This window comes from Falsiroseomonas sp. E2-1-a20 (genome assembly GCF_051433195.1).
Taxonomy (GTDB): Bacteria; Pseudomonadota; Alphaproteobacteria; order Acetobacterales; family Acetobacteraceae; genus Falsiroseomonas.
In genome coordinates this window covers 1-22,387 of the sequence record NZ_JBHMFT010000038.1, presented here as the reverse complement: position 1 = coordinate 22,387, position 22,387 = coordinate 1, and the positions used below count along the sequence as shown (strand labels likewise).

At 70.3% G+C, this 22,387-nt stretch carries 20 protein-coding genes; 8 read left to right on the top strand and 12 right to left on the bottom strand.

Going from position 1 to position 22,387, the window contains the following annotated elements:
- Positions 1 to 35: 35 nt before the first annotated feature.
- Positions 36 to 1,427, bottom strand: a complete 1,392-nt coding sequence (lpdA, locus tag ACFHPP_RS25895; protein WP_437166133.1) for a dihydrolipoyl dehydrogenase — start codon at positions 1,425 to 1,427, stop codon at positions 36 to 38.
- 126 nt (positions 1,428 to 1,553) lie between these two features.
- Between lpdA and ACFHPP_RS25890 the strand changes: the two genes are divergently transcribed.
- Complete coding sequence (locus ACFHPP_RS25890) at positions 1,554 to 2,441, top strand: AraC family transcriptional regulator (RefSeq protein ID WP_437166132.1); 888 nt, start codon at positions 1,554 to 1,556, stop codon at positions 2,439 to 2,441.
- Positions 2,442 to 2,550: 109 nt separating this feature from the next.
- Entirely contained in the window at positions 2,551 to 3,765 is a 1,215-nt protein-coding gene (locus ACFHPP_RS25885) for a calcium-binding protein (protein WP_437166131.1), read from the top strand.
- A 12-nt stretch (positions 3,766 to 3,777) separates the two neighbouring features.
- Here ACFHPP_RS25885 and ACFHPP_RS25880 read toward each other — a convergent pair whose 3' ends face one another.
- A complete protein-coding gene (locus tag ACFHPP_RS25880) occupies positions 3,778 to 4,224 on the bottom strand; it encodes a DUF3237 domain-containing protein (RefSeq protein ID WP_437166130.1) in 447 nt (148 codons plus the stop codon).
- Between the two features lie 51 nt (positions 4,225 to 4,275).
- Here ACFHPP_RS25880 and ACFHPP_RS25875 point away from each other — a divergent pair, with 51 nt between their 5' ends.
- Complete coding sequence (locus tag ACFHPP_RS25875; RefSeq protein WP_437166129.1) at positions 4,276 to 5,250, top strand: Bug family tripartite tricarboxylate transporter substrate binding protein; 975 nt, start codon at positions 4,276 to 4,278, stop codon at positions 5,248 to 5,250.
- A gap of 56 nt (positions 5,251 to 5,306) precedes the next feature.
- Here ACFHPP_RS25875 and ACFHPP_RS25870 read toward each other — a convergent pair whose 3' ends face one another.
- From ACFHPP_RS25870 to zapE, 8 genes are all read right to left on the bottom strand, one after another.
- Entirely contained in the window at positions 5,307 to 5,627 is a 321-nt protein-coding gene (locus ACFHPP_RS25870; protein WP_437166128.1) for a hypothetical protein, read from the bottom strand.
- A gap of 22 nt (positions 5,628 to 5,649) precedes the next feature.
- Positions 5,650 to 6,891, bottom strand: a complete 1,242-nt coding sequence (odhB, locus tag ACFHPP_RS25865) for a 2-oxoglutarate dehydrogenase complex dihydrolipoyllysine-residue succinyltransferase (protein WP_437166127.1) — start codon at positions 6,889 to 6,891, stop codon at positions 5,650 to 5,652.
- Positions 6,892 to 7,041: 150 nt separating this feature from the next.
- Positions 7,042 to 9,942, bottom strand: coding sequence for a 2-oxoglutarate dehydrogenase E1 component (locus tag ACFHPP_RS25860; RefSeq protein ID WP_437166126.1), 2,901 nt, complete (start codon positions 9,940 to 9,942; stop codon positions 7,042 to 7,044).
- 120 nt (positions 9,943 to 10,062) lie between these two features.
- A complete protein-coding gene (gene sucD, locus ACFHPP_RS25855; protein WP_437166125.1) occupies positions 10,063 to 10,959 on the bottom strand; it encodes a succinate--CoA ligase subunit alpha in 897 nt (298 codons plus the stop codon).
- A gap of 3 nt (positions 10,960 to 10,962) precedes the next feature.
- Positions 10,963 to 12,237 carry an ADP-forming succinate--CoA ligase subunit beta gene (sucC, locus tag ACFHPP_RS25850; protein WP_437166143.1) on the bottom strand — a complete coding sequence of 425 codons (1,275 nt, stop codon included), beginning with the start codon at positions 12,235 to 12,237 and terminating at the stop codon, positions 10,963 to 10,965.
- Positions 12,238 to 12,271: 34 nt separating this feature from the next.
- Positions 12,272 to 13,225, bottom strand: a complete 954-nt coding sequence (gene mdh / locus ACFHPP_RS25845; RefSeq protein WP_437166124.1) for a malate dehydrogenase — start codon at positions 13,223 to 13,225, stop codon at positions 12,272 to 12,274.
- Between the two features lie 269 nt (positions 13,226 to 13,494).
- The gene (locus ACFHPP_RS25840) at positions 13,495 to 13,848 is read right to left on the bottom strand and encodes a hypothetical protein (protein WP_437166123.1); all 354 of its coding nucleotides are present in this window, start codon (positions 13,846 to 13,848) and stop codon (positions 13,495 to 13,497) included.
- A 286-nt stretch (positions 13,849 to 14,134) separates the two neighbouring features.
- Positions 14,135 to 15,298, bottom strand: coding sequence for a cell division protein ZapE (gene zapE, locus ACFHPP_RS25835; RefSeq protein WP_437166122.1), 1,164 nt, complete (start codon positions 15,296 to 15,298; stop codon positions 14,135 to 14,137).
- Positions 15,299 to 15,475: 177 nt separating this feature from the next.
- On the opposite strand from zapE, the gene ACFHPP_RS25830 reads away from it, so the two are divergent.
- Positions 15,476 to 15,919, top strand: a complete 444-nt coding sequence (locus tag ACFHPP_RS25830; protein ID WP_437166121.1) for a hypothetical protein — start codon at positions 15,476 to 15,478, stop codon at positions 15,917 to 15,919.
- The gene (locus tag ACFHPP_RS25825; protein WP_437166120.1) at positions 15,838 to 16,602 is read left to right on the top strand and encodes a glycosyltransferase; all 765 of its coding nucleotides are present in this window, start codon (positions 15,838 to 15,840) and stop codon (positions 16,600 to 16,602) included. Before ACFHPP_RS25830 ends, ACFHPP_RS25825 begins: the two co-directional genes overlap by 82 nt.
- A gap of 480 nt (positions 16,603 to 17,082) precedes the next feature.
- Here ACFHPP_RS25825 and ACFHPP_RS25820 read toward each other — a convergent pair whose 3' ends face one another.
- Positions 17,083 to 18,084: an NAD(P)H-dependent flavin oxidoreductase gene (locus ACFHPP_RS25820; protein ID WP_437166119.1), complete on the bottom strand. Its 1,002-nt coding sequence runs from the start codon at positions 18,082 to 18,084 to the stop codon at positions 17,083 to 17,085.
- Between the two features lie 194 nt (positions 18,085 to 18,278).
- Positions 18,279 to 19,229: a prolyl aminopeptidase gene (gene pip / locus ACFHPP_RS25815; protein WP_437166118.1), complete on the bottom strand. Its 951-nt coding sequence runs from the start codon at positions 19,227 to 19,229 to the stop codon at positions 18,279 to 18,281.
- A 117-nt stretch (positions 19,230 to 19,346) separates the two neighbouring features.
- Here pip and ACFHPP_RS25810 point away from each other — a divergent pair, with 117 nt between their 5' ends.
- From ACFHPP_RS25810 to ACFHPP_RS25800, 3 genes are all read left to right on the top strand, one after another.
- Complete coding sequence (locus tag ACFHPP_RS25810; RefSeq protein WP_437166117.1) at positions 19,347 to 20,099, top strand: hypothetical protein; 753 nt, start codon at positions 19,347 to 19,349, stop codon at positions 20,097 to 20,099.
- Between the two features lie 73 nt (positions 20,100 to 20,172).
- The gene (locus ACFHPP_RS25805; protein ID WP_437166116.1) at positions 20,173 to 21,135 is read left to right on the top strand and encodes a metal ABC transporter solute-binding protein, Zn/Mn family; all 963 of its coding nucleotides are present in this window, start codon (positions 20,173 to 20,175) and stop codon (positions 21,133 to 21,135) included.
- A 429-nt stretch (positions 21,136 to 21,564) separates the two neighbouring features.
- Positions 21,565 to 22,182, top strand: a complete 618-nt coding sequence (locus ACFHPP_RS25800; protein ID WP_437166115.1) for a hypothetical protein — start codon at positions 21,565 to 21,567, stop codon at positions 22,180 to 22,182.
- Positions 22,183 to 22,387 lie beyond the last annotated feature (205 nt).

Sequence of the window (22,387 nt, the reverse complement as noted above, 5' to 3'; positions counted from 1 at the left end):
AGCGCGCGGAGCGCGCGCCCGCCGCTTGAGGGCACTCAGATATGCAAGGCTCTTCCGGTGACGGCCAGCGCGGCTTCCTTGACCGACTCGTTCAGGGAGGGGTGTGCGTGGCAGGTGCGCGCCACATCCTCCGAACTCGCGCCGAACTCCATGGCGATGGCGATCTCGGCGATCAGCGTGCCGGCATCCGGGCCGATGATGTGCGCGCCGAGAACCCGGTCCGTCGCCTTGTCCGCCAGGATCTTCACGAAACCATCGGTGTCGCCCATCGCGCGGGCGCGACCGTTCGCCGTGAAGGGGAATTTGCCGACATTGTAGCTGGCGCCGCGGGCCTTCAGCTGTTCCTCGGTCTCGCCGATGCTGGCGACCTCGGGCCAGGTGTAGACCACGCCGGGAATCGCGTTGTAGTTCACATGGCCATGCTGCCCGGCCAGGATCTCGGCCAGGGCCACGCCCTCCTCCTCCGCCTTGTGGGCCAGCATCGGGCCGGTGATGACATCGCCCAGGGCGTACACGCCGGGGATGTTTGTGGCGTAGTGGCCATCGGTCACGACCCGGCCGCGCTCATCCATCGCGACGCCGATCTCGGCCAGGCCAAGCCCGCCGGTGAAGGCGCGGCGGCCGATGGCGACCAGCACCACATCGGCCTTCAGCGTTTCCGCCGCGCCGCCGGCGGCGGGCTCCAGCGTCAGCGTCACGCCATCCGCCGCCTTGGTGGCGCCGGTGACCTTGGTCTTCAGCTTCGTCTTGATGCCCTGCTTGCCGAGCACGCGCTCGAACAGCTTGCCGACTTCCTGGTCCATGGTCGGCACCAGCCGGTCGAGGAACTCCACCACCGTCACCTCGGCGCCGAGCCGCCGCCAGACGCTGCCGAGTTCCAGGCCGATATAGCCGCCGCCGATCACCACCAGGTGGCCCGGCACGCGCTCCAGCTCCAGCCCGCCGGTGGAGGTCACCACCTGCTTCTCATCCACCTCGACCCCCGGCAGCGGGATGCTCTCGCTGCCGGTGGCGATGACGATGTTCTTCGTCTCGTAGGTGGTGCCGGCGACCGTCACCTTGCCGGGGGCGGGGATGGTCGCCTCGCCCTTCAGCCAGGTGACCTTGTTCTTCTTGAACAGGAACTCGACGCCCTTGACGTTGGCGGAGACGACCTCCCCCTTCCGCGCCAGCATGCGGGCCAGGTCGATCTTCACGCCTTCCACGATCACGCCATGGTCGGCCAGCTTGTGCTTGGTTTCCTCGTAATGCTCGGAGGAATGCAGCAGCGCCTTGGAAGGGATGCAGCCGACATTCAGGCAGGTGCCGCCGAGCGTCGCGCGCTTTTCGACACACGCCACCTTCATGCCGAGCTGCGCCGCGCGGATGGCGCAGACATAGCCGCCGGGGCCGGCGCCGATGACGATGAGGTCGAAGCTCTCGGACATGAGGGAGTGATCCTGCGAATGACGGGGCGGACCATAGCCCGGGCAGCGGGACGCTGAAACCGCCACAAATCCGCAAGCGCGATCAAGCGCGCCCCTGGCAGGATCGGGGCATCGGAGAACCCCCGCATGGCCAACAGGCTACTGACCCAACATGACTATGGCCGCCGCATCGCGCGTGCCATCGCGCTGATCGCGGCCGATCCGGCCCGCAACCCGGGGCTGGAGGAACTCGCCGCCGCCGCCGCCTTCAGCCCGTATCATTTCCACCGCATCTATCGCGAGATCACCGGCGAGACCCCGGCCGAGACCCTGGCGCGCGAAAGACTCTCGCGCGCCGCGGGGCTGCTGGTGCGGGACGCGCTGCCGGTGGCGCTGGTGGCGAAGCGCTGCGGCTATGGCTCGGCCGCCGCCTTCACCCGCGCCTTCCGCGCCGCCTACGGCACCCCGCCCGCCGCCTACCGCGATTCGGGCGGCATCGGCGCCCCCCTGCCCGCCCCCACATCCACGCCGCAGGAGCCCGGCATGTTCGACATCGAGATCCGGCACGAACCCCCGCTGCGCCTGGCCGCGCTGGCGCATCGCGGCCCCTATGCCGAGATGGGCACGGTCTTCGACCGCCTGATGGCCTGGGCTGCCGCCCGGCGCCTGGTCGGGCCGGAGACGCGGTTCCTCGGCCTGTACCACAACGACCCCGCGACGGTGCCAGCGCGGGAGTTGCTCTCGGACGCCTGCCTGACGGTGCCGGCGGGGGTGCCTGAGGGGATGGAGTCCAGCGACGGCGTGCGCATCCTGGACCTGCCCGCCAGCCGGGTCGCCGTCCTGGTCTTCAAGGGCCCCTATGCCGAGCTGGAGCGGGCCTACACCTGGCTGTACCGGGACTGGCTGCCGGCGAGCGGCGAGGAGCCGGCCGACCAGCCGCCGCGGGAGGACTACCTGAACGATTGCCGCAGCCTGCCACCGGCGGAGTGGCTGACGGCAGTGATGCTGCCGCTGCGGGACAGGGCGGCCTCATGATCGCGGCGCGGGTCGTTTGCGCCGGCTTAACAAGATCCTAGACATTTCGGTATTGATTCAAAATGCACGCAGGTTAGGTCTTTGTTCACTTCTCGCAGGGATGGCGTGCATGACGACCGTGGTTGCCTTCGACCGCATGGGCCGAGGCCTGGACATGACCGATCCGAGCCTGACCGGCTGGCTGCTGGAAGGTCGCGCCTTGTCCCAGAACAAGGTGCTCGGCGGCAACAATGTCGGCTATTCGCTGGATGTGGAGCCGGCCGGCAGCGTCTTCCTCAGTGGTGACCTGCCCTTCGGCGCGTTCGGCGTGGCCAGGGCGATCCGGATCTTCGTCGAGGACGTGAACAGTGTCCTGAACAATCCTTCCACGGAGATCCTTCTGCGGGTCACGGGACTGGACCTGTCCTTCTTTTCGGACACCCCGAACCAGTCGCTCGCCATCAACGTCCTCGGCTCCGACGACACCATCACCGGCAACCGCCACGCCGACATCCTGCGCGGCGGGGATGGCGCAGACCTGCTGCGCGGGATGGGAGGCGGGGACGTCCTGCTGGGCGATGCGGGCAACGACACGCTGGAGGGCGGCGCCGGCAGCAACGTGCTGATCGGTGGCGAGGGCACGGACCTTGCGCTGCTGGACCCGGCAGTCGGCGCGGTCACCGCCTATGCGGCGGGGGCGTGGACCCTGCTTGTCGATGACGTTGGCGCCGATGCCCTGAAGGGGGTGGAGAACGTCCGCTTCGGCAGCGGCGACATCACGGCGCTGTCCAGCCTGGTCGGGGGCGCACCGGGCTTCACGCCAAGCTTCGCGCGCACGGACCTGGGCAGCAACCAGTCCAGCACCCCGATCGCCGTGACCTACTCCGGCCCGGTGGAACACCTGGTGCTGAGCTTCCTGGGCAGCGGCGCGGGCGAGGCGGTGCAGGGAACGGTGTTCGCCGACTTCATCAACGCGCTGGCCGGCGACGATGCGGTGAATGCCGGGCAGGGTGCGGATGTGGTGGATGGCGGCACCGGGTCCAACTTCATCACCGGCGGCGCCGATGGCGACGTCTTCTTCCTCGATGGCCGCGGCGGCACCATCACCTGGTCCACCATCACGGATTGGGAGGATGGGGAACAACTCTCCGTCTGGGGCTGGCGTCCGGGCACCAGCGTCGCGACCTGGGTCGACCAGGCCGGGGCCGTGGGATACCAGGGCGTGACGATGCATGCCGACCTCGACGGCAACGGCCTGATCGAGACCTCCGTGACCTGGACAGGCAGGTCGCGCGCCGACCTGCCCGTGGGCCATGCCTTCGAAGGGCTGTTCTGGTTCACCTGAGCGGCGCGCGGGCTACACCGCCAGGATGCGGATCAGCACCGCATCCGGCAGCCGGGTGCCCTGGCCGATGAACAGGCTGCGCGTCAGCCAGGCGTGGGCCGGCGCGGAAGTCTCGAAGACCGGCGCGGTGCGGAAGTACACACGCTCCGGCGGCACCGCCTCGCCGCGCAGCAGCCTGGCCATGTCCTCCGGCGCCGCGTGGCGCAGGCCGCGATTGGTGACCTGGACCAGGGCGCCATCCAGCAGGCGCAGCGTGTAGCGCGCCTCGATCTCGGCCACGCCATCGGGCCGGATCAGCTGGAAATCGGCACCGCCGGGCAGGATCTCGCCGGACAGGCGCGGCCCCTCGATGCGGCCGCCGAGGATCGGGACGATGCGGCGCTCGCCGAGCGGACCGGGCCCGAACAGGAGGGGCGGGCCGACCTCGGCACGAACCTCCGCCACGAATTGTGATTTCATCCGACACCCTGGCTGTGCATTATGCTGCATAACAATCAGGGAGTCTTGTCGATGAAATCAAGCACTGGCCTGCCGCGCCGCGCCCTGCTGGCGGGCGCCGCCCTGCTTCCCTTCGCCGCGCGCGCCGCGGTGCCGGACCGGCCGGTGCGGCTGGTGCTCGGCTTCCCGCCCGGAAGCGGGCCGGACGTGGTCGGCCGGCTTCTGGCGGAGGGGTTGCAGGAGGCCTGGCCGGCCGGCGTCGTGGTCGACAACAAGCCCGGCGCCGCGGGCGCGATCGCGGCGCAGGAAGTGGCGCGGGCGGCGCCCGACGGCACCACGCTGCTGTTCGGCGAGGTCGGGCAACTGGCCATGGCGCCCAGCACCTTCGCCCGCCTGCCCTACGACCCGGCGCGGGACTTCGCCGCGATGGCGGAGGTCGCGGCGGTGGATTTCGCGCTCGTGGTGCCGGCCAGCCTGCCGACCGCCGACCTCGGGGCCTACCTCGCCTGGGCCAGGGCACGCCCCACCACCTTCCTCGGCACCTTCGGCGCCGGCACGCCCGGCCATTTCGGCGGCGCCATGCTGGCGGCGGAGGCCGGCTTCCGGCACGAGGCGGTGCATTTCCGCGCCACCGGCGATGCGATGACGGCGATCCTCGGCGGCGACGTGCAGGGCATGTTCGGCAGCATCGCGCTGGTGGCGCCGCATGTCCGCGCCGGGCGGCTGCGGGCGCTGGCGGTCACCGGCCCGGACCGCTCGCCGCTGCTGCCCGAGGTGCCGAGCTTCGCCGAGTTGCGCCGCCCGGGGCTGTCCTTCTTCGCCTGGTTCGGGCTGGTGGCGCCGGCCACGACGCCTGCGCCGGTGCTGGCGGCGCTGGAGGAGGGCGTGCTGCGCGCCCTGGCCGCGCCGCGCCTGCGCGACCGGATGTCGGAAGCCGGGTTCCGGCCCGCCGGGCGGGGGCGGGAGGCCTTCGCGACCTTGATGCGGGAGGAAACGCTGCGCTGGGCGGAGGTGGTGCGGGCCACCGGCTTCCGCGCCATCGAATAGGCGCTGCATCCGCGTGATTCACGCCTGCGGCCGTTCCAGCCTTCGGCAATCACGCTCTACGCCGCGATCAGCGCCCCGGCGAGCAGCCCGAGGCCGAAGACTCCCGCGGCGGTGGAGGTCATGCCCCACCAGCGTTCCGGGGTGAAGCCGCCGGCGAAGGCGAAGGCGGCGCCGAGCAGGTAGGCGCCGGCGCCCTGCGCCACGTCCACCCGCGCCATCATCACCATCGGACCGAAGGCCGCGAGCAGGCCGCAGATGGTGCCGAGCACGCGCCAGATGCGATCCGTGCGCGGGTCCGGCCGCAGCGGCGCCTCCCCCCGCGCCCGGTATTCCAGCGCGGCGCACAGCGCCAGGAAGCCGAAGGCGAGGATCAGCACCGCCGGTCCCCGCCCGCCGCGATCAGAGGTCGAGCATCAGGCGGCGCGGATCCTCGATGCTTTCCTTGACGCGCACCAGGAAGGACACGGCTTCCTTGCCGTCGACGATGCGGTGGTCGTAGCTCAGCGCGGTGTACATCATCGGCCGGATCTCGACCTTGCCACCGACCGCCATCGGCCGTTCCTGGATCTTGTGCATGCCCAGGATGCCCGACTGCGGCGGGTTCAGGATCGGCGTCGACATCAGCGAGCCGTAGATGCCGCCATTGGTGATGGTGAAGCTGCCGCCGGTGAGGTCTTCCAGCTTCAGCCCGCCGTCACGCGCCTTGCGGCCAAGCCCGCCGATCGTCTTCTCGATCTCGGCGAAGCTCATCTGGTCGGCATTGCGCACCACGGGCACCACCAGGCCGGAGGGGCCACCGACGGCGATGCCCATGTGGACGGCGTGCTTGTAGATGATCTCGTCGCCGTCGATCTCGGCGTTCACCGCCGGGAATTCCTTCAGCGCCGCGACGCAGGCCTTCACGAAGAAGGACATGAAGCCGAGCTTCACGCCGTGCTTCTTCTCGAAGGCGTCCTTGTATTCGGTGCGCAGCGCCATCGCCGCGCCCATGTCCACCTCGTTGAAGGTGGTCAGCATGGCGGCGGTGTTCTGCGCCTCCTTCAGCCGGCGCGCGATGGTCTGGCGCAGGCGGGTCATCTTCACCCGCTCCTCGCCCGAATCCAGGGCGCGGGCGGCCTTCGGCGCCGCGGCCGGCGCGGGTGCGGCGGCGGGCTTGGCGAGGAAGGCGAGCACGTCGCCCTTGGTGACGCGGCCGTCCTTGCCGGTGCCACTGCCCACCTGGTCGGCGGTGACGCCGGCATCGGCCATCGCCTTGTTCGCGGCAGGGCCGTGCGAGGCACCTTCCGCCGGGCGCGACACCGGGCCGGGCGCGGATTGCGCGGCTTCCGTCTTCGGCTCGGCCGGGGCGGCAGGCGCCGGCGTGGGCTTGCTCGGCGTGCCGGCAGCCGGCTTCGCGCTGGCGGTGCCGCCCTCCGCGATCACGCCCAGCACGGCGCCGGGGCCGACCTCGGCGCCTTCCTCGGCGGCGATGCTCTCGATCACGCCGGCGACGGAGGCATTGACCTCGACCGTGACCTTGTCGGTTTCCAGCTCCACCAGCGGCTCATCGACCGCCACCTGCTCCCCGGCCTTCTTCAGCCAGCGGGCGATGGTTGCGCTGGAGACACTTTCCCCCAGCGGGGGCACCACGATCTCGGTCATCTGTCCTGCCTTATCACTTGTCGAAGGCCTTCTGCATCGAACCAACTCCCCCGCGGACCGCCTCGCGGGCCGAGCGCCCGACCGAGCGCCGCGGCCAATGCCGCGAAGCCAAGCCGGCGCATGCCGGCGCCCGGCGTCTGAGGGCAAGCATCACGACAATCCGAGCGCTTCGCGCACCAGGGCTTCCTGCTGCTGCTGGTGAACCTTGGCGAGACCCGTGGCCGGGCTCGCCGCCTCGGCGCGGCCGACATAGGCGGGGCGCTTCGACTTCATCTCGACATCCTTCAGGACGCCTTCGATCTTGCGGTCGATATAGGTCCAGGCGCCCATGTTCTCAGGCTCCTCCTGGCACCAGACCACATCCGCGTTGCGATACGGCGTCAGCATCTTCGCCAGCGTCTTCTTGGCGAAGGGATACAGCTGCTCGACGCGGATGATCGCCACGTCCTTCACGCCCTTCTCCCGCCGCTCCGCCAGCAGGTCGTAGTAGACCTTGCCGGTGCAGAGCACGACGCGCTTGACCTGGTCTTCCGGCACCAGCGCGTCGATCTCGGGGATGATGTACTGGAAGGCGCTGCCGGGCCCGAAATCGGCCAACGGGGAGACCGCCAGCTTGTGGCGCAGCAGCGACTTCGGCGTCATCAGCACCAGCGGCTTGCGGTAGTTCGCCTTCAACTGGCGGCGCAGCGCATGGAAGTAGTTGGCCGGCGTGGTCAGGTTGCCGACGCGCATGTTGCGCTCCGCGCACAACTGCAGCCAGCGCTCCAGGCGCGCGGAGCTATGCTCCGGCCCCTGTCCCTCGTAGCCATGCGGCAGCAGCATCACCAGGCCGGACATGCGCAGCCACTTGGTCTCGGCGCTGGCGATGAACTGGTCGATGATGACCTGCGCGCCGTTCGCGAAGTCGCCGAACTGCGCCTCCCACAGCACAAGGGTGCGCGGGTCGGCCAGGGTGTAGCCGTATTCGAAGCCGAGCACGCCCATCTCGGACAGCAGGCTGTTGAACGCCTCGAACTTCGGCTGGCCGGCGCGGATGTTGTTCAGCGGCACGTATTCGGCCTGCGTCTTCTGATCCACCAGGTGGGCGTGGCGCTGGCTGAAGGTGCCGCGCTGCACATCCTCGCCGGACAGGCGCACGCGATGGCCCTCCAGCAGCAGCGTGCCGAAGCCGAGTGCCTCGCCGGTCGCCCAGTCGATACCCTCGCCGGTGTCGATGGAGGTCTTCTTGGCCTCGAGCTGGCGGACGATTTTCGGATTCGCGCCGAAATCGGACGGCACGCGGCCGAGTGCTGCGCCGACCTCGCGCAGTTCGTCCAGGCCCACGGCGGTGTCGTGCAGCCGCTCGACATCCTCGCCGACCGTCACGGCCTTGAGGCCGGACCAGTGACCTTCGAGCCAATCCGCCTTGTTCGGCTTGAAGGAGGACGCGGCCTGGAAGGCTTCCTCCAGCTTCGCGTTGAAGGCGTCCAGCGCCGCCTTCGATTCCTCCGCCGGGACGCTGCCTTCGCGGGCGAGCTTCTCCGCGTACAGGGTGCGGGTGGTCTTCATCTCCTTGATGCGGCCGTACATGATCGGCTGCGTGAAGGCCGGCTCGTCCGTCTCGTTGTGGCCGTGGCGGCGGTAGCAGACGATGTCGAGCACGAAGTCGGCGCCGAACTGCATGCGGAACTCGGCCGCCATGCGGGCGCAGAACACCACCGCTTCCGCATCGTCGCCGTTCACATGCAGGATCGGCACCTGGATGCTTTTCGCCACGTCCGTGCAGTACAGGCCGGAATAGGCATGTGCCGGGACGGTGGTGAAGCCGATCTGGTTGTTGGTGACGATGTGGATGGTGCCGCCGGTGCGGTAGCCGATGAGCTGGCTCATCGCCAGCGTCTCATACACGAGGCCCTGGCCGGCGAAGGCGGCATCGCCATGCAGCAGGATGCCGAGCACGGAACGGCGGCCCTTGGTATCGCCCGCCATGTCCTGCCGCGCGCGCACCTTGCCGACCACCACCGGGTCCACCGCTTCCAGGTGCGACGGGTTCGGCTGCAAGGACAGGTGCACCATGCGCCCGGCCACCTCGATGTCGGTTGAGGTGCCGAGGTGGTACTTCACGTCGCCCGAGCCCTGCACATCCTCCGGCGTCGCGGCGTTGCCCTTGAATTCGCTGAACACCGCTGAGAACGGCTTCTTCACCACGTTCACCAGCACGTTCAGCCGGCCGCGATGGGCCATGCCGATCGAGACCTCGTTCACGCCGCCGGCGGCGCCGACCTCGATGACCGACTGGATCGCGGGGATGGTGGACTCGCCGCCCTCCAGGCCGAAGCGCTTGGTGGTGGCGTATTTGCGGGCGCAGAACGCCTCGAAGCCCTCGGCTTCGGTCAACTGCTGCAGGATCTGGCGCTTGGCTTGGCCGTCGAAGGCCTTGACCCAGGGCGCGCCCTCGATCCGGCGCTGGATCCAGGACTTCTGCTCCGGGTCCTGGATGTGCATGAACTCGACGCCGATCGAGCCGCAGTAGCTGGCGCGGCAGATCGCCAGGATTTCGCGCAGCGTCGCGTATTCGCGGCCGAGCACGAAATCGAGGAAGATCGGCCGGTCCATGTCGGCATCGGTGAAACCGTAGGTCGCTGGCGACAATTCGGGGTGCGGCTTGAGCTGCTGCAGGCCGAGCGGGTCGAGCTGCGCTTCCAGGTGGCCGCGGACGCGGTAGCTGCGGATCAGCATCAGGGCGCGGATCGAATCCAGCACCGCCCGCTGTGCCGCGGCCTTGTCCACCGTATTGGCGGCGGGTGCGGCAGCGGCGGCAGGCTTCTCGCCCTTCTTCGGTGCCGGCAGGGCTTCCGGGTCCGGGCCAAAGGCGCCGCGGAGGCGGGGCGCCCAGCTGGCGCCGGTGGCGTCGGTCAGGACCGACCGCGCCTCGTCGTTCAGCGCGCCGAACAGCTCGGCGAAGGAGGCATCGACGCTGTCCGGCTTTTCCGTCCATCGGGCATAGAGGTCGGCGAGGTAGGCCGCATTCGCGCCCGACATCGCACTCGCGAGGACATCCACTCCGGCCATTTCCGTCTCCGTTGCGCCTGCCTCAATCCCCGGGCGGCGCGCCGCACATAGATAGGGCACCAGGCCCACCGCCGTCAGGCCCCAAGCCAGGAGCCTGACGCGACCCAGGTGACCGTTACGTTACTTCTTCAGCGCCTTCACCATGGTCGAGCCCAAGGCGGAGGGGCTGTCGGCGACATGGATGCCAGCTTTCGCCATCGCTTCCATCTTCGCCGCGGCCGTGTCGTTGCCGCCCGAGATCACCGCGCCGGCATGGCCCATGCGGCGGCCGGGGGGCGCCGTGGCGCCGGCGATGAAGCCGACCACCGGCTTGTTCGGGCGGCCCGCGCCGAAATTATGCTCGGCCAGGTATTCGGCGCCGATCACCTCCGACTGGCCGCCGATCTCGCCGATCATGATGATGGACTTCGTCTCGTCATCGGCCAGGAACAGCTTCAGGACGTCGATGAAATCCATGCCCTTCACCGGGTCGCCGCCGATGCCGACGCAGGTGGACTGGCCGAGGCCGGCCGCCGTGGTCTGCGCCACCGCCTCATAGGTCAGGGTGCCGGAGCGCGAGACGATTCCGACCGAGCCGCGGCGGTGGATGTGCCCCGGCATGATGCCGATCTTGCAGGCATCCGGTGTGATGACGCCCGGGCAGTTCGGCCCGACCAGGCGGGACTTCGAGCCATCCAGCGCCCGCTTCACGCGCACCATGTCGAGCACCGGAATGCCCTCCGTGATGCAGATCACCAGCGGCATCTCGGCGTCGATCGCCTCCAGGATCGCATCCGCGGCGAAGGGCGCGGGGACGTAGATGACGGAGGCATTGGCCCCGGTCGCGTCACGGCATTCCACCACGGTGTTGAACACCGGCAGGTTGAGTTCCGGGTGCATCGTGCCGCCCTTGCCGGGGGTCGTGCCGCCGACATAGGTGCTGCCATAGGCAATGCCCTGGCTCGCATGGAAGGTGCCCTGGGCGCCGGTGAAGCCCTGGGTCATGACGCGCGTGTTGGCGTCGATCAGAACGGCCATGGCTCAGGCCCCCTTGGTCGCGCTGGAGGCGCGCGCTTCGTTGACGGCGGCGACGACCTTCTGGGCCGCATCCGCGAGGTTGTCGGCCGCGATGATGGCGAGCCCGGATTCCGCGAGGATCTTCTTGCCGAGGTCCACATTCGTGCCCTCGAGGCGCACGACGAGCGGCACGCTCAGGGACAGGTTCTTCGAGGCCTCGACGATGCCGGTGGCGATCATGTCGCACTTGGCGATGCCGCCGAAGATGTTGACCAGGATCGCCTTGACGTTGACGTCGGAGGTGATGATCCGGAACGCCTCCGTCACCCGCGCCGCATTCGCGGTGCCGCCGACATCGAGGAAGTTGGCGGGCGACGAGCCGTACAGCTTGATGATGTCCATCGTCGCCATGGCGAGGCCCGCGCCGTTCACCATGCAGCCGATCTCACCATCCAGCGCCACGTAGTTCAGGTCGTTGTTGATGGCATCCAGTTCCTTCGGATCCATCTCGCTGTCGTCGCGCAGCGCCTCCAGGTCCTTGTGGCGGAACAGCGCGCTGTCGTCGAAGGACACCTTGGCGTCGAGCGCCACGATGTCGCCCTTGCCGGTCACGACCAGCGGGTTGATCTCGACGATGGCGCAGTCGAGTTCCAGGAAGGCGCCGTACAGCGCGAGGACGAACTTCTGGAAGCTCGCGACCTGCTTGCCTTCCAGGCCGAGGCCGAAGGCGAGCTTGCGGGCATGGAAGGGGAACACGCCGGAGGCCGGGTCGATGGCGACCTTCAGGATCTTCTCGGGGTGGTTGTGCGCCACCTCCTCGATCTCCATGCCGCCTTCGGTCGAGGCCATGATGGTGACGCGGGAGGTCTCGCGGTCGATCAGCAGGCCGAGATACAACTCACGCTTGATGTCGCAGCCGTCTTCGACGAAGACGCGGGAAACAAGCTTGCCTGCCTCGCCGGTCTGCTTGGTGACCAGCACCTTGCCGATCATGGCGTCCGCGGCGGTACGCACATCCTCGACGGACTTGACGACGCGCACGCCGCCCTTGCCGTTGGGGTCGTTGGTGAAGCGGCCGGCGCCGCGGCCGCCGGCGTGGATCTGCGACTTCACGACATAGACCGGCCCGGGCAGCTTCTTCGCCGCCTCCGCCGCCTCATCCGCCGTCCAGGCGACATGGCCTTCCAGCACCGCCACGCCGTAGCGGCGCAGCAATTCCTTCGCCTGGTATTCGTGGATATTCATCCGATGTCTCCGGCAGGCAGGTTTCGGCGGCCCGAAAGCCGCCGGGGCAGGCAGGTCTCGGCGGCCCGAAAGCCGCCGGGGCGGGCTGTCAGACGCCGAGCGCCTTGAAATCCGCGATCAGCTTCTTCACCGCGTCGCAGGACTTGTCGAAGGCGGCCTTTTCTTCCGGCGTGAACTGCACTTCCATGATGCGCTCCACGCCACCGGCGCCGATCACCACGGGCACGCCGACATAGAACTGGTCCTGGCCGTATTCGCCGTTCAGCATCACGGCGCAGGGCAGCACGCGCTTCTTGTCCAGCAGGTAGCTTTCCGCCATGGCGATGGCGGAGGCCGCCGGCGCGTAGAAGGCGGAGCCCTTCTCCAGCAGCTTGACGATCTCGCCGCCGCCATTGGCGGTGCGCGCCACGATGGCGTCGATCTTTTCCTGCGTCGTCCAGCCCATCTTGATCAGGTCGGGCACCGGCACGCCGGCGACGGTGGAATAGCGCGTCAGCGGCACCATGGTGTCGCCGTGGCCGCCCAGCACGAAGGCCGTCACGTCCTCCACCGACACGCCGAATTCCTGCGCCAGGAACAGGCGGAAGCGGCTGGAATCCAGCACGCCGGCCATGCCGACCACCTTCTCCGGCGGCAGGCCGCTGCGCTGCTGCAGCACCCACACCATGACGTCCAGCGGGTTGGTGATGCAGATGACGAAGGCGTTGGGGGCGTGCGTCTTGATGCCCTCCGCCACCTGGCCGATGACGCCGGCATTCTTGGTCAGCAGGTCGTCGCGGCTCATCCCCGGCATGCGCGGGAAGCCGGCGGTGACGATGACGACATCGGCGCCGGCGATGTCGGCGTAGTCACCGGTGCCCTTCATCTCCGAATCGAAGCCGTCCACCGGGCCGGACTGCATGATGTCCAGCGCCTTGCCCGCGGCGACGCCCGGGAAGACGTCGAACATCACGACATCGCCGAGTTCCTTGAGGCCGATCAGGTGGGCGAGCGTGCCGCCGATGTTGCCGGCGCCGATGAGCGCGATCTTCTTGCGGGCCATGCAGCGGTCCTTGCCAAAGGGGGGCCAAACGGGTGAGCCGAGTGGGGCTCATGAGGAGCTTCGCGGGATTTTCAAGGCCGCGCCGTTCCCGGCGCGCCCCGCCGCTTCCTACTCCCGCACCACCTTATGGGCAAGGCAGGCCGCGCTTGGCGCGGCCGTTGAAAGCAAAGTCGGCCGCGCTTGGCGCGGCCGTTGAAAGCAAAGTCGGCCGCGCTTGGCGCGGCCGTTGAGAGCAAGGTCGGCCGCGCCTCGCGCGGCCGGGTGGGCGCTCAGAGAGGCATGCAGCGGATCACGTCGTCATGCCCGCGCGCCAGGGTGGCGAAGGTACCGACGGGGCAGTCGCGCTGTTCCATGGTCATCGCCGGAAGGCCGGCCTGCCAGCCGAGGTTACGGTTGCCGACGCTGCGGGAAATGGTGGCCGCTGCGGCGCCGCGCACCACGGTGCCACGGCGCTGCGCCCGCACGTCGTTGCGGCGGACCGCGACCTGCCCGTTGCGGACCCCGCTGCGCGCGGCGCGGGCCGTCGGCCGGCCGCTGCGGGCCACCGCGGCGGCGCGCGGCGGCGTGGCCCGGCCGCGCTGGGCGCTGGCCCGGGCCGTCGCCCTCGGGGCTGTGCGTGTCACCGTCCTGGGCGCGGCGCGGGTCGCGTTGCGGGTGGCGGGCTGCGCGGCGGACTGCGATCTGTTCGCCTGGGTCGTTCGGTCATTCTGCCTGGCGGCGTCTGCCGCCTGCGGCGCGAGAACAAGGAAGGACAAAAGGGCCAACAGGACGGTCCGCATGCGATCAAAATCTCCCCGACACCGGCCCGATTCCGCGGGCCCGTGAAACCCCCCGGGACCCTGGATCAGGCTCCCCCCGCCGATCACTAGACTGACCACCCCGTGGCCTGTCAACGCATCTTGAAGACTGTTACGTCAGATGCGGAAGTTCCAGCCAATCCTGGCTCTGCATCTCGTTTAGGCGACTCGCAGTCCTGTAGAACATGGCAGCATTATGGCCTTCTTCGTGCAGCCGGTCCGGGACCGCATCGGCACTCGCCAATAGCTTCACGCGATGCTCGTACAGTGCGTCCACCAGAGTAATGAATCGCCTTGCACGATCGAAGTTCTCGGGCCCGAGCCGTGGAATGCCATCCAGCACCAGCGTGTGGAAATGCGTCGCCACCGCCAGGTAGTCGGCCGGGCCGAGCGGGCGGCCGCACAGCGCCTCGAAGTCGAAGCGCGCGACCCCGTTCGCGGCCTGCGGCACCTCCAGGCTGCGGCCGAGCAGGGTCAGGCGGGTGGGCTTGCCATGCGCCGAGCCGGTCAGGTCCTCGAAGGCGGTATCCAGGGCGCGGGTGGCGCGCTCATCGGCCGGCACGTGCCAGGTCGGCAGGGCGCGGAGGCGGTCGCGCCGGTAGTCCCGCGCCGCCTCCAGCGTCAGCACCTCCAGCCGGCGGGAGATCAGGCCGATGAAGGGCAGGAAGGCGTCGCGGCCGGGGCGGCCCTTGAACAGGTCGGCCGGCGCGGTGTTGGAGGTGGCGACCACCACCGTGCCGCGAGCGAACAGCGCCTGGAACAGCCGGCCGAGGATCATGGCATCGGCGATGTCGTGCACCTGGAATTCGTCGAAGCACAGCAGCGCGGCGTTCTCGGTGATGGCATCGGCCAGTGGCGGGATGGGGTCGGCGGTGTCGCCGTTGGCCCGCTTCCAGGCGTGGATACGGCGGTGGACGTCCTGCATGAACTGGTGGAAATGGATGCGCTGCTTGCGGGCGACATCCGCGGTTTCGAAGAACAGGTCCATCAGCATGGATTTGCCGCGGCCGACTTCACCCACCAGGTAAAGGCCCATCGGCGTGCCTGCGGGGGCTTCCTCGGCGGCGACGGGCTTGCGGCGGGTGAAGCGGGCGAAGAAGCCGCCCTTCTCGGGGGTTTCGGGGCTCGGGTCATAGCCGCGGGTGCGGCGCCAGAGATCCTGCAGCACCTCCACCGCGCGCGCCTGTGCCTGGTCGGCCGCGAGCGCACCGGCTGCGACGCGGGCGCGGTAGGTGGGCAGCGGGCCTCCGCCAGTCCCGATCGGCCGATCATCCATGCGCCGCGCGATACCGCTTCGCGCCGCCGCCGGCAACGGTGGCCCGCCGGCGTCGCCGGCAATGGTGGCCCGCCGGCGTCGCCGGCGATGGTGGCCCGCCGGCGTCGCCGGCATTGGTGGCCCGCCGGCACCTTGCGGTTGACGAAGGCCCAGGCCAGCCCGCAGCCTCACGCCACGATGCCCCGCCCCTCCGCCGCCGCGCTGCTGTACGCCCCGGACGGCTTCGATGAATCGCAACCACAGGTGATGGGCCGGCAGGCAGCCGGGGCCGGGTTCCTCCGCGGGCTGGTCCGGCATGCGGATTTCGACCGGCTGGTGGCGCTGACCACAAGGCCCGGGCACGCCGTGGCCTTTGGGCGCCAGGTCGCAGTCCTCGGCGCGCGGGTGCGGGTGGAGACGCTGGAGGAGGCCGAGTATCGCCGGCTTTCGGAGGCCGGCTGCCTGATGCTGCCGGGGCCGGATCTTGGAGGGCATGGCTGGCGGCGGCGGCCGAGTTCTCCCTGGTCGGCATCACCCACACCATCGCCTCGGAGGCGGCGATGGACGCCATCGCGGGACTGCCGTGCGGCGGCTCTGGGCGGCGTCGCGCCGACGCGCCGGAGGGGCCGGCGCTGCCAGTGATCCCGCTCGGCGTCGATGCGCAGGCGCTGGCGCCGGACCTGCGGGCGCGGGCGGAATGGCGCGCCAGGCTCGGGATCGGGCCTCGGGACGTGGCGGTGCTGCATCACGGGCGGCTGTCCTTCCACGCCAAGGCGCATCCCCTGCCGATGTTCCTGGGGATGGCCCGCGCAGCCTCGGCGACGCCCGGGACACGCGTGGCGCTGATCCTGTCCGGCTGGTTCGCGGACGAGACGCAGCGGCGCGCCTTCACCGACATGGCGCGGGCGCTGGCGCCGAACCTCGTCATCCGGCTGGTGGAGCGGCCGGAGGCCGGCACCACGCTGCGCGCCGCGGCGGACCTGTTCGCCCTGCTGTCCGACAACGTCCAGGAAAGCTTCGGCCTGGCGCCGGTGGAGGCGATGGCGGCCGGGCCGCCGGTCGTCGCCTCGGACTGGGACGGGCTGCGCGACACCATCGAGCACGGCGTCACCGGCTTCCGCATCCGGACGCTGATGGCCGGGCCGATGCCGGACCTCGCCGCGCGGCATGATGACGGTCAGGACAGCTACGACCACTACATCGGCGGCATCGCGCAGTTCACCGCGGTGGATGTCGGCGCCGCCGAGGCCGCCTTCGCCGCGCTGATCCGTGACGAGACCCTGCGCGCGCGCAGGCGCTGGCGCGCTTCGACTGGGCCGCCGTGATGGCGCAATATCATCTGTTGTGGGCGGAACTGGCGCGGCTGCGCGCCGATGGCCGGGACGAGCGCGCCGCCCCGACCCGAGCGCCCTGTTCGCCGATTATCCGACGCGGCGGCTGGCGCCGCAGACGCGGCTGGTGCTGGCGCCGGGCTTGCCCGACGCGAAGGTGGCGCTGGCACGGGTGCTGGCGTTCGCGGCCATCCCAGGCCTGGCGGCGCGGGGGGAGTTGCTGCCGGGGGCGGAGACTTTTCGGGCAGCACTAACGGGCCTCGCCGGAGGATCAGCCACGGCCGCCGCGCTGGTCGCGGAGCTATCGCCTGAACAGGCGGCATCCATGTGTCGAGCGGTGGCCTGGCTCGTGAAGGTCGATGTGTTGCGACCTGCGGAAGACGAGTGGTGCGATCGGGGTTGATGGGTCCCGCCAACGAGCATCAGGCCGCAACGGGCAGGCCAGATTTTTGGCGCGTCCCGCTCTCCCACCAGTCACCCGCCGGCCAACCTCCGTAGAGCGACCTGCGCGCCTGCCGCCATTTCGACCACGATCTCCGCGGCCGGCCGGACAAGCGCTGCCAATCCGACGCCCTGACCGGCCCAGAGTGGCATGGCCTCCACGTCGCCCCCCACATCCGCGCTCGCCACCTCGGCGCGGTAGCGCGGGATCGGCCCGCGCGGCGAAGCAGCCACCATCTGGTCTTCGCCAGGACGCTGGCCGGTAGGTGGGCGGCCCGCCGCCTCCCACGCGGTCAGAGTGCTGTTGCGAAGGACCCGATGGGGTTCGCGACCGAAGCCGCCGTCAAACAGCTCCGTGTGCACGGTATTCGCCTCGGTCGCGGCGAGCAGGCGTGCGCGATAATGTGGATGCACGGATGCCTCATCGGCAACGAGGAGGGCCGTGCCGACGTACGCCCCCGCGGCCCCCAGCGCGAGCGCGGCGGCCAGCCCGCGCCCGTCTGCGATCCCGCCGGCAGCCAGCACCGGCAAAGGCGCCACCGCGTCCACTGCGCGTGGCACCAGGGCAAGGGTGGAAACCTCACCGCGGACGTGCCCACCCGCCTCCCAGCCCTGCGCGGCTACGATGTCCACGCCGGCCGCCGCGGCGCGGAGGGCCTCCTCGACGGAGCCCACGGACATGAGCACCAACGCGCCGACCCTATGGCAGGCTTCGACGTAGGGTGTCGGATCACCCCAGAAGAAGGAGACGACCGGCACGCGCTCTTCGAGGCAGGCCGCGAGGCGCGCTTCCAGTCCATCGCGTGATGCGTTGAGCAGAAGGTTTACCCCGAACGGCCGGTCGGTGAGGCCACGCACCTCTCCAATCTCCCGGCGCACCGCGTCCGTGGAGAATGCGCCAAGGCCCGAAAGCATGCCGAGGGCGCCGGCGGCGCTGACGGCGGCGGCCAGCCTGGGCCGACCGGCGGCACCCAACCCCGCCTGCACGATCGGGAGCTCTATCCCAAGTCGCTCGGTGAGTGCCGTGCGCAGCATTGCTGTGTGGTCCCCTGCCGCGACCGCCGATCCGACAGTTCAGCCTTGCAGGTTAAGGTACGGGAGGAAACCATTAACGCCGATGACGCCACTAGGGCCGTTTCACCTGCGCCATGCACAGGTGAAACGGCCCTGGCTGTTGATTTGGCGCATTTTCCGAGCCGTCAGGCGTATCCGCCTGACTTGAAAATGCTCTAGCTCCGCCGCCGGAACCGCTCCACCGCCGAAACCAGCGCCGTCCGCACCCCCGGCTCCAGCGCCGAATGGCCGGCATCCGGGATCACCGTCAGCCGCGCCCGCGCCCAGGCGGCCGCCAGGTCGAAGGCGGTGTCGCAGGGGCAGACCATGTCGTAGCGGCCCTGCACGATCTCGGCCGGGATGTGGGCGATGCGGTGCATGTTGCCGAGCAGGCCCTCGGGCGGCAGGAACAGGTCGTGGCGGAAATAATGCGCCTCGATCCGCGCCAGGCCGAGCGCGGTGCGGTCCTGCGCGAAGCTCGCCACCGTCTCCGGGCTCGGCAAAAGGGTTGAACAGGAGCCCTCGTACAGGCTCCAGGCGCGCGCCGCCGGCTGGTGCACCATCGGGTCCGGGTCGCACAGGCGCCTGAGGTAGGCGCTCAGCAGGTCGCCGCGCTCCTCCGGCGGGACGTGTTCGGCGAAGGCGGCCCAGGCATCGGGGAAGACGCGGCGCAGGCCGTAGAGGAACCAGTCCACCTCCGTGCGGCGGCCGAGGAAGACGCCGCGCAGCACGCAGCCTGTCACGCGGTCCGGATGCGCCTGCGCATAGGCCAGGGCCAGCGTGCTGCCCCAGGAGCCCCCGAACAGCAGCCAGCGCTCGATGCCGAGGAAGCGGCGCAGCGCCTCGATATCCTCGACCAGGTGCGGGGTGGTGTTGTCGCGCAGGTCACCGAGCGGGCGGGACCGGCCGGCGCCGCGCTGGTCGAAGATCACCACGCGCCAGTGGTGCGGGTCGAAGAAGCGGCGATGGATGGCGCCGGCGCCGGCGCCCGGGCCGCCATGCAGGAACAGCGCCGGCTGGCCGCGCGGATTGCCGACCTGTTCCCAATACATGACATGGCCGGCCGACAGCGGCAGCAGCCCGGTCTCGAAAGGCGCAATATCGGGATAAAGGTCGCCGCGTGGCATTTTTTCCCTCTACGGCGGCGGGGCGCCCCGAGTCCATAAGGCTTGTTGACGGAGCAGGTGCGGAAATGCGGCCGCGCACCCTTCGCCCGGGGGCGATTCGTGCCTAGTTTGCAGGACATGGCCGAGACCCCCTCGGCCGGCTCCCGTTCCGCTACCGCCGGCGCCTTGCGCTGCGGGGTGTGTGGCACGGAAAGCCGGCACCCCGCCTTCCGCCCCGCGCCGCCCGAACAGGCGCCGGACCTCGACCTGCGTCCGGGTGAGCCCGTGCGCTCCACCATGGCGCGCTGGCTGCAGCAATGCCCCGGTTGCGGCTATGCGGCACCCGACATCACCCGCGCGCATCCGGCCGCGGCGGAGGCGGTGCGTGCCGCGCCGTTCCGCGCCCTGCTGGCGGAGTCGGGCACGCCGCCCCTCGCCCGCCGCTTCCTGGCCTGGGCCCTGGTGCTGGAGGAGACGGGCGCGCTGCACGCCGCGGCGGAGGCGACCCTGCACGCCGCCTGGGTGGCGGACGATCTTGGCCGGCCGGACCTGGCACGGGCCTGGCGGCTGGATGCGGTGGCGCTCTGGCGCGGCGGGCCGGTGCTGGATCCGGAGCAGACGGTGCGGGTGATCGACGCGCTGCGCCGGGCCGAGGCCTGGGGCGATGCCGGCAATACCGCCGAACAGCTGGCGGCGACCGACCCGCCGGATGCGGTGGCGCAGGTGGTGGCGCTGGAGCTTCGGCTGATCGCGGCGGAGGATGCCGGGCGGCACACCGTCGCCTCCGCCCTGCCGCCACCCTCCCGCCGACCGCATGTGACGCACCAGCGGATCGAGAAGCGTGGCGAGGGGCTGTTCGCGCGGCTGCGGCGGTGGATCGGGCGGGGCTGAGCGGGGCGGATCTCTTGCCGCTCCTGGCCTGACCTTCTATGGTTATATTATAACGTTGCAAAGGTCAGCCGCCATGCGCCGGCGCTCCCTCCTCGCCCTCCCCGCCTTGCTGCTGCCTGGCCTGGCCCCGGCCCATGCACGGGCTCAGACACAGGCCGCGCCATCGGTCGTGGCGTCCTTCTCCATCCTCGGCGACATGGTCACGCAGATCGCCGGCGATCGCGTGCGACTGCGCACGCTGGCCGGGCCGAATGCGGATGCGCACAGCTTCTCCCCCCGCCCCTCCGACGCGCAGGCGCTGCGCGGCGCGGCGCTGGTGGTGCGGAACGGGCTGGGCTTCGATGGCTGGATGGACCGGATGATCCGCGCCGCCGGCTACACCGGCCCGGTGGCCACCGCGACGCAGGGCATCACGCCGCGCCAGATGGACGCGCATGCGCACGGCCACGACCATGGCGGCGCCGGGCGGCGGCACAACCATTCCGTGGCGCCGCGCCAGGTGCCGGACCCGCATGCCTGGCAGGACCTCCGCTTCGGCATCGCCTATGCCCGCACCATCGCCGCGGCATTGGCGCGTGCGGTGCCGGCCGAGGCGGCGGCGATCGAGGCCAATGCGGCAGCCTACATCGCGCGCCTCGAAGCGCTGGATGCCTGGGTGCGCGCCGAGGTCGCGGCGGTGCCGGAGGCGCGCCGCAAGGTCGTCACCAGCCACGACGCCTTCGGCTACTTCGGCGCCGCCTATGGCGTGGCGTTCCTGGCGCCGCAGGGCATCTCGACCGAGGCCGAGCCCAGCGCCGCGGACGTCGCCCGCCTGATCCGCCAGATCCGCGCCGAGGGCATCACCGCCGTGTTCCTGGAAAACATGGGCAACCCGGCGACGCTGGAGCGCCTGGCGCGGGAGGCCGGGGTGGTGGTGCGCGGGCGGCTGTATGCCGATGCGCTGTCCGAGCCCTCCGGCCTCGCGCCGACCTACGAGGCGATGTTCCGCCACAACATCGGCGTGCTGGTTCCCGCGATGCGCGGCGACGCGGCGTGAGGCTCGCCCTTCTCGCCTTCGCCGCGATGCTCCCCTTGGGGGCCGCGGCGCAGGAGGTGCGGGTGAAAGCCGGGTTCCAGCCGCATCTGGCCCGTATGGCGAGGTGGCGGCCGGGCTGCACCTTTCGCCGGGCTTCTCGATCCAGGGCGTGCTGGCCTTCGAGCCGATCGGCGAGGGCGCTGCGCTCGGCGGCTCGCCGGATGGCGGCGTCACAGGCTTCCGCCGCCAATCCGCCTTCCTCGAGGCGCTGTTCGCGGAATGGCGGCCGACCGGGGACCTGACGCTGCAGGCCGGCCGCTTCGTCGCCCCCTTCGGCCGCGGCCACCACGACGTCCCGGGCATCCTGACGGGCATCGGGCGCATGAGGTCCATGCCATCACCGACAGCCTCGGTGGCGGTGCCACCACTACCTTCCTGTCCGATCCGGTGTTGGGCGAGCACGACATCTCCGCCGCCATCTTCACCCTGGACCGCACCGCGCTGTCCTCCACCTTCGCGACCCGCCGGCGCTGCTGCGACGAGCGCTACGAGCGCTTCAACCGCAACACCCGCCAGCAGGGCGGCCCGGCCAATACCGGGCAGGCGGACAATTTCGCGGTCGCGCTCGATGGCGACGGCTTCGCCTGGGCGCCGGGCCTGTCCTACCACCTGAGCGTGCTGACGCGCGGCGCGGGCGTGCAGGTCTGCAATGCCGCCGCGCGGCCGCGCACCGAGATCACGCGGCTCGGCCTCGACCCGGATACCGGCGACGAGTTCGAGACGGTGCTGGAGACCGCGCTGCGCGAGCGCCGCACCTTCACCACGCTCGGCCTGCAGCACCGCATCGGCGAATGGCGCGGCACGGTTGCCTGGCAGCGCGACCAGCGGAAGCGCAGGGTCGAGACGCTGCCGACGGAGAACGACCTCGAAGCCTCCATCGGGACCGACCTGCCCTACAACTTCACCGCTGATGCCGGCTACCAGCACGGGCGGTACGCGCGGGAGGAAGCCGCCGGCCTCGGCACCTCGCACGCGCTGCTGTTCCGGCTGGGCTGGCGCGGGCTGTAGCGCCGGGCCTGTGGGAGCTACCTCGCAAAATACGCGGAAATAGTAACCGGCTGCGCCGCAACCATTGGAAGCCGGCGGAAACGCCTTCCGCCGGACGGGCTGTCTAACCTTCGCATCGCTGCAAGGAGAGACCGCCATGAACCAAGTATTGTACTGGAATTCCGTGCTGCTCGAGGCATCGCGGCGCGACCATTCCCAGGGCTAT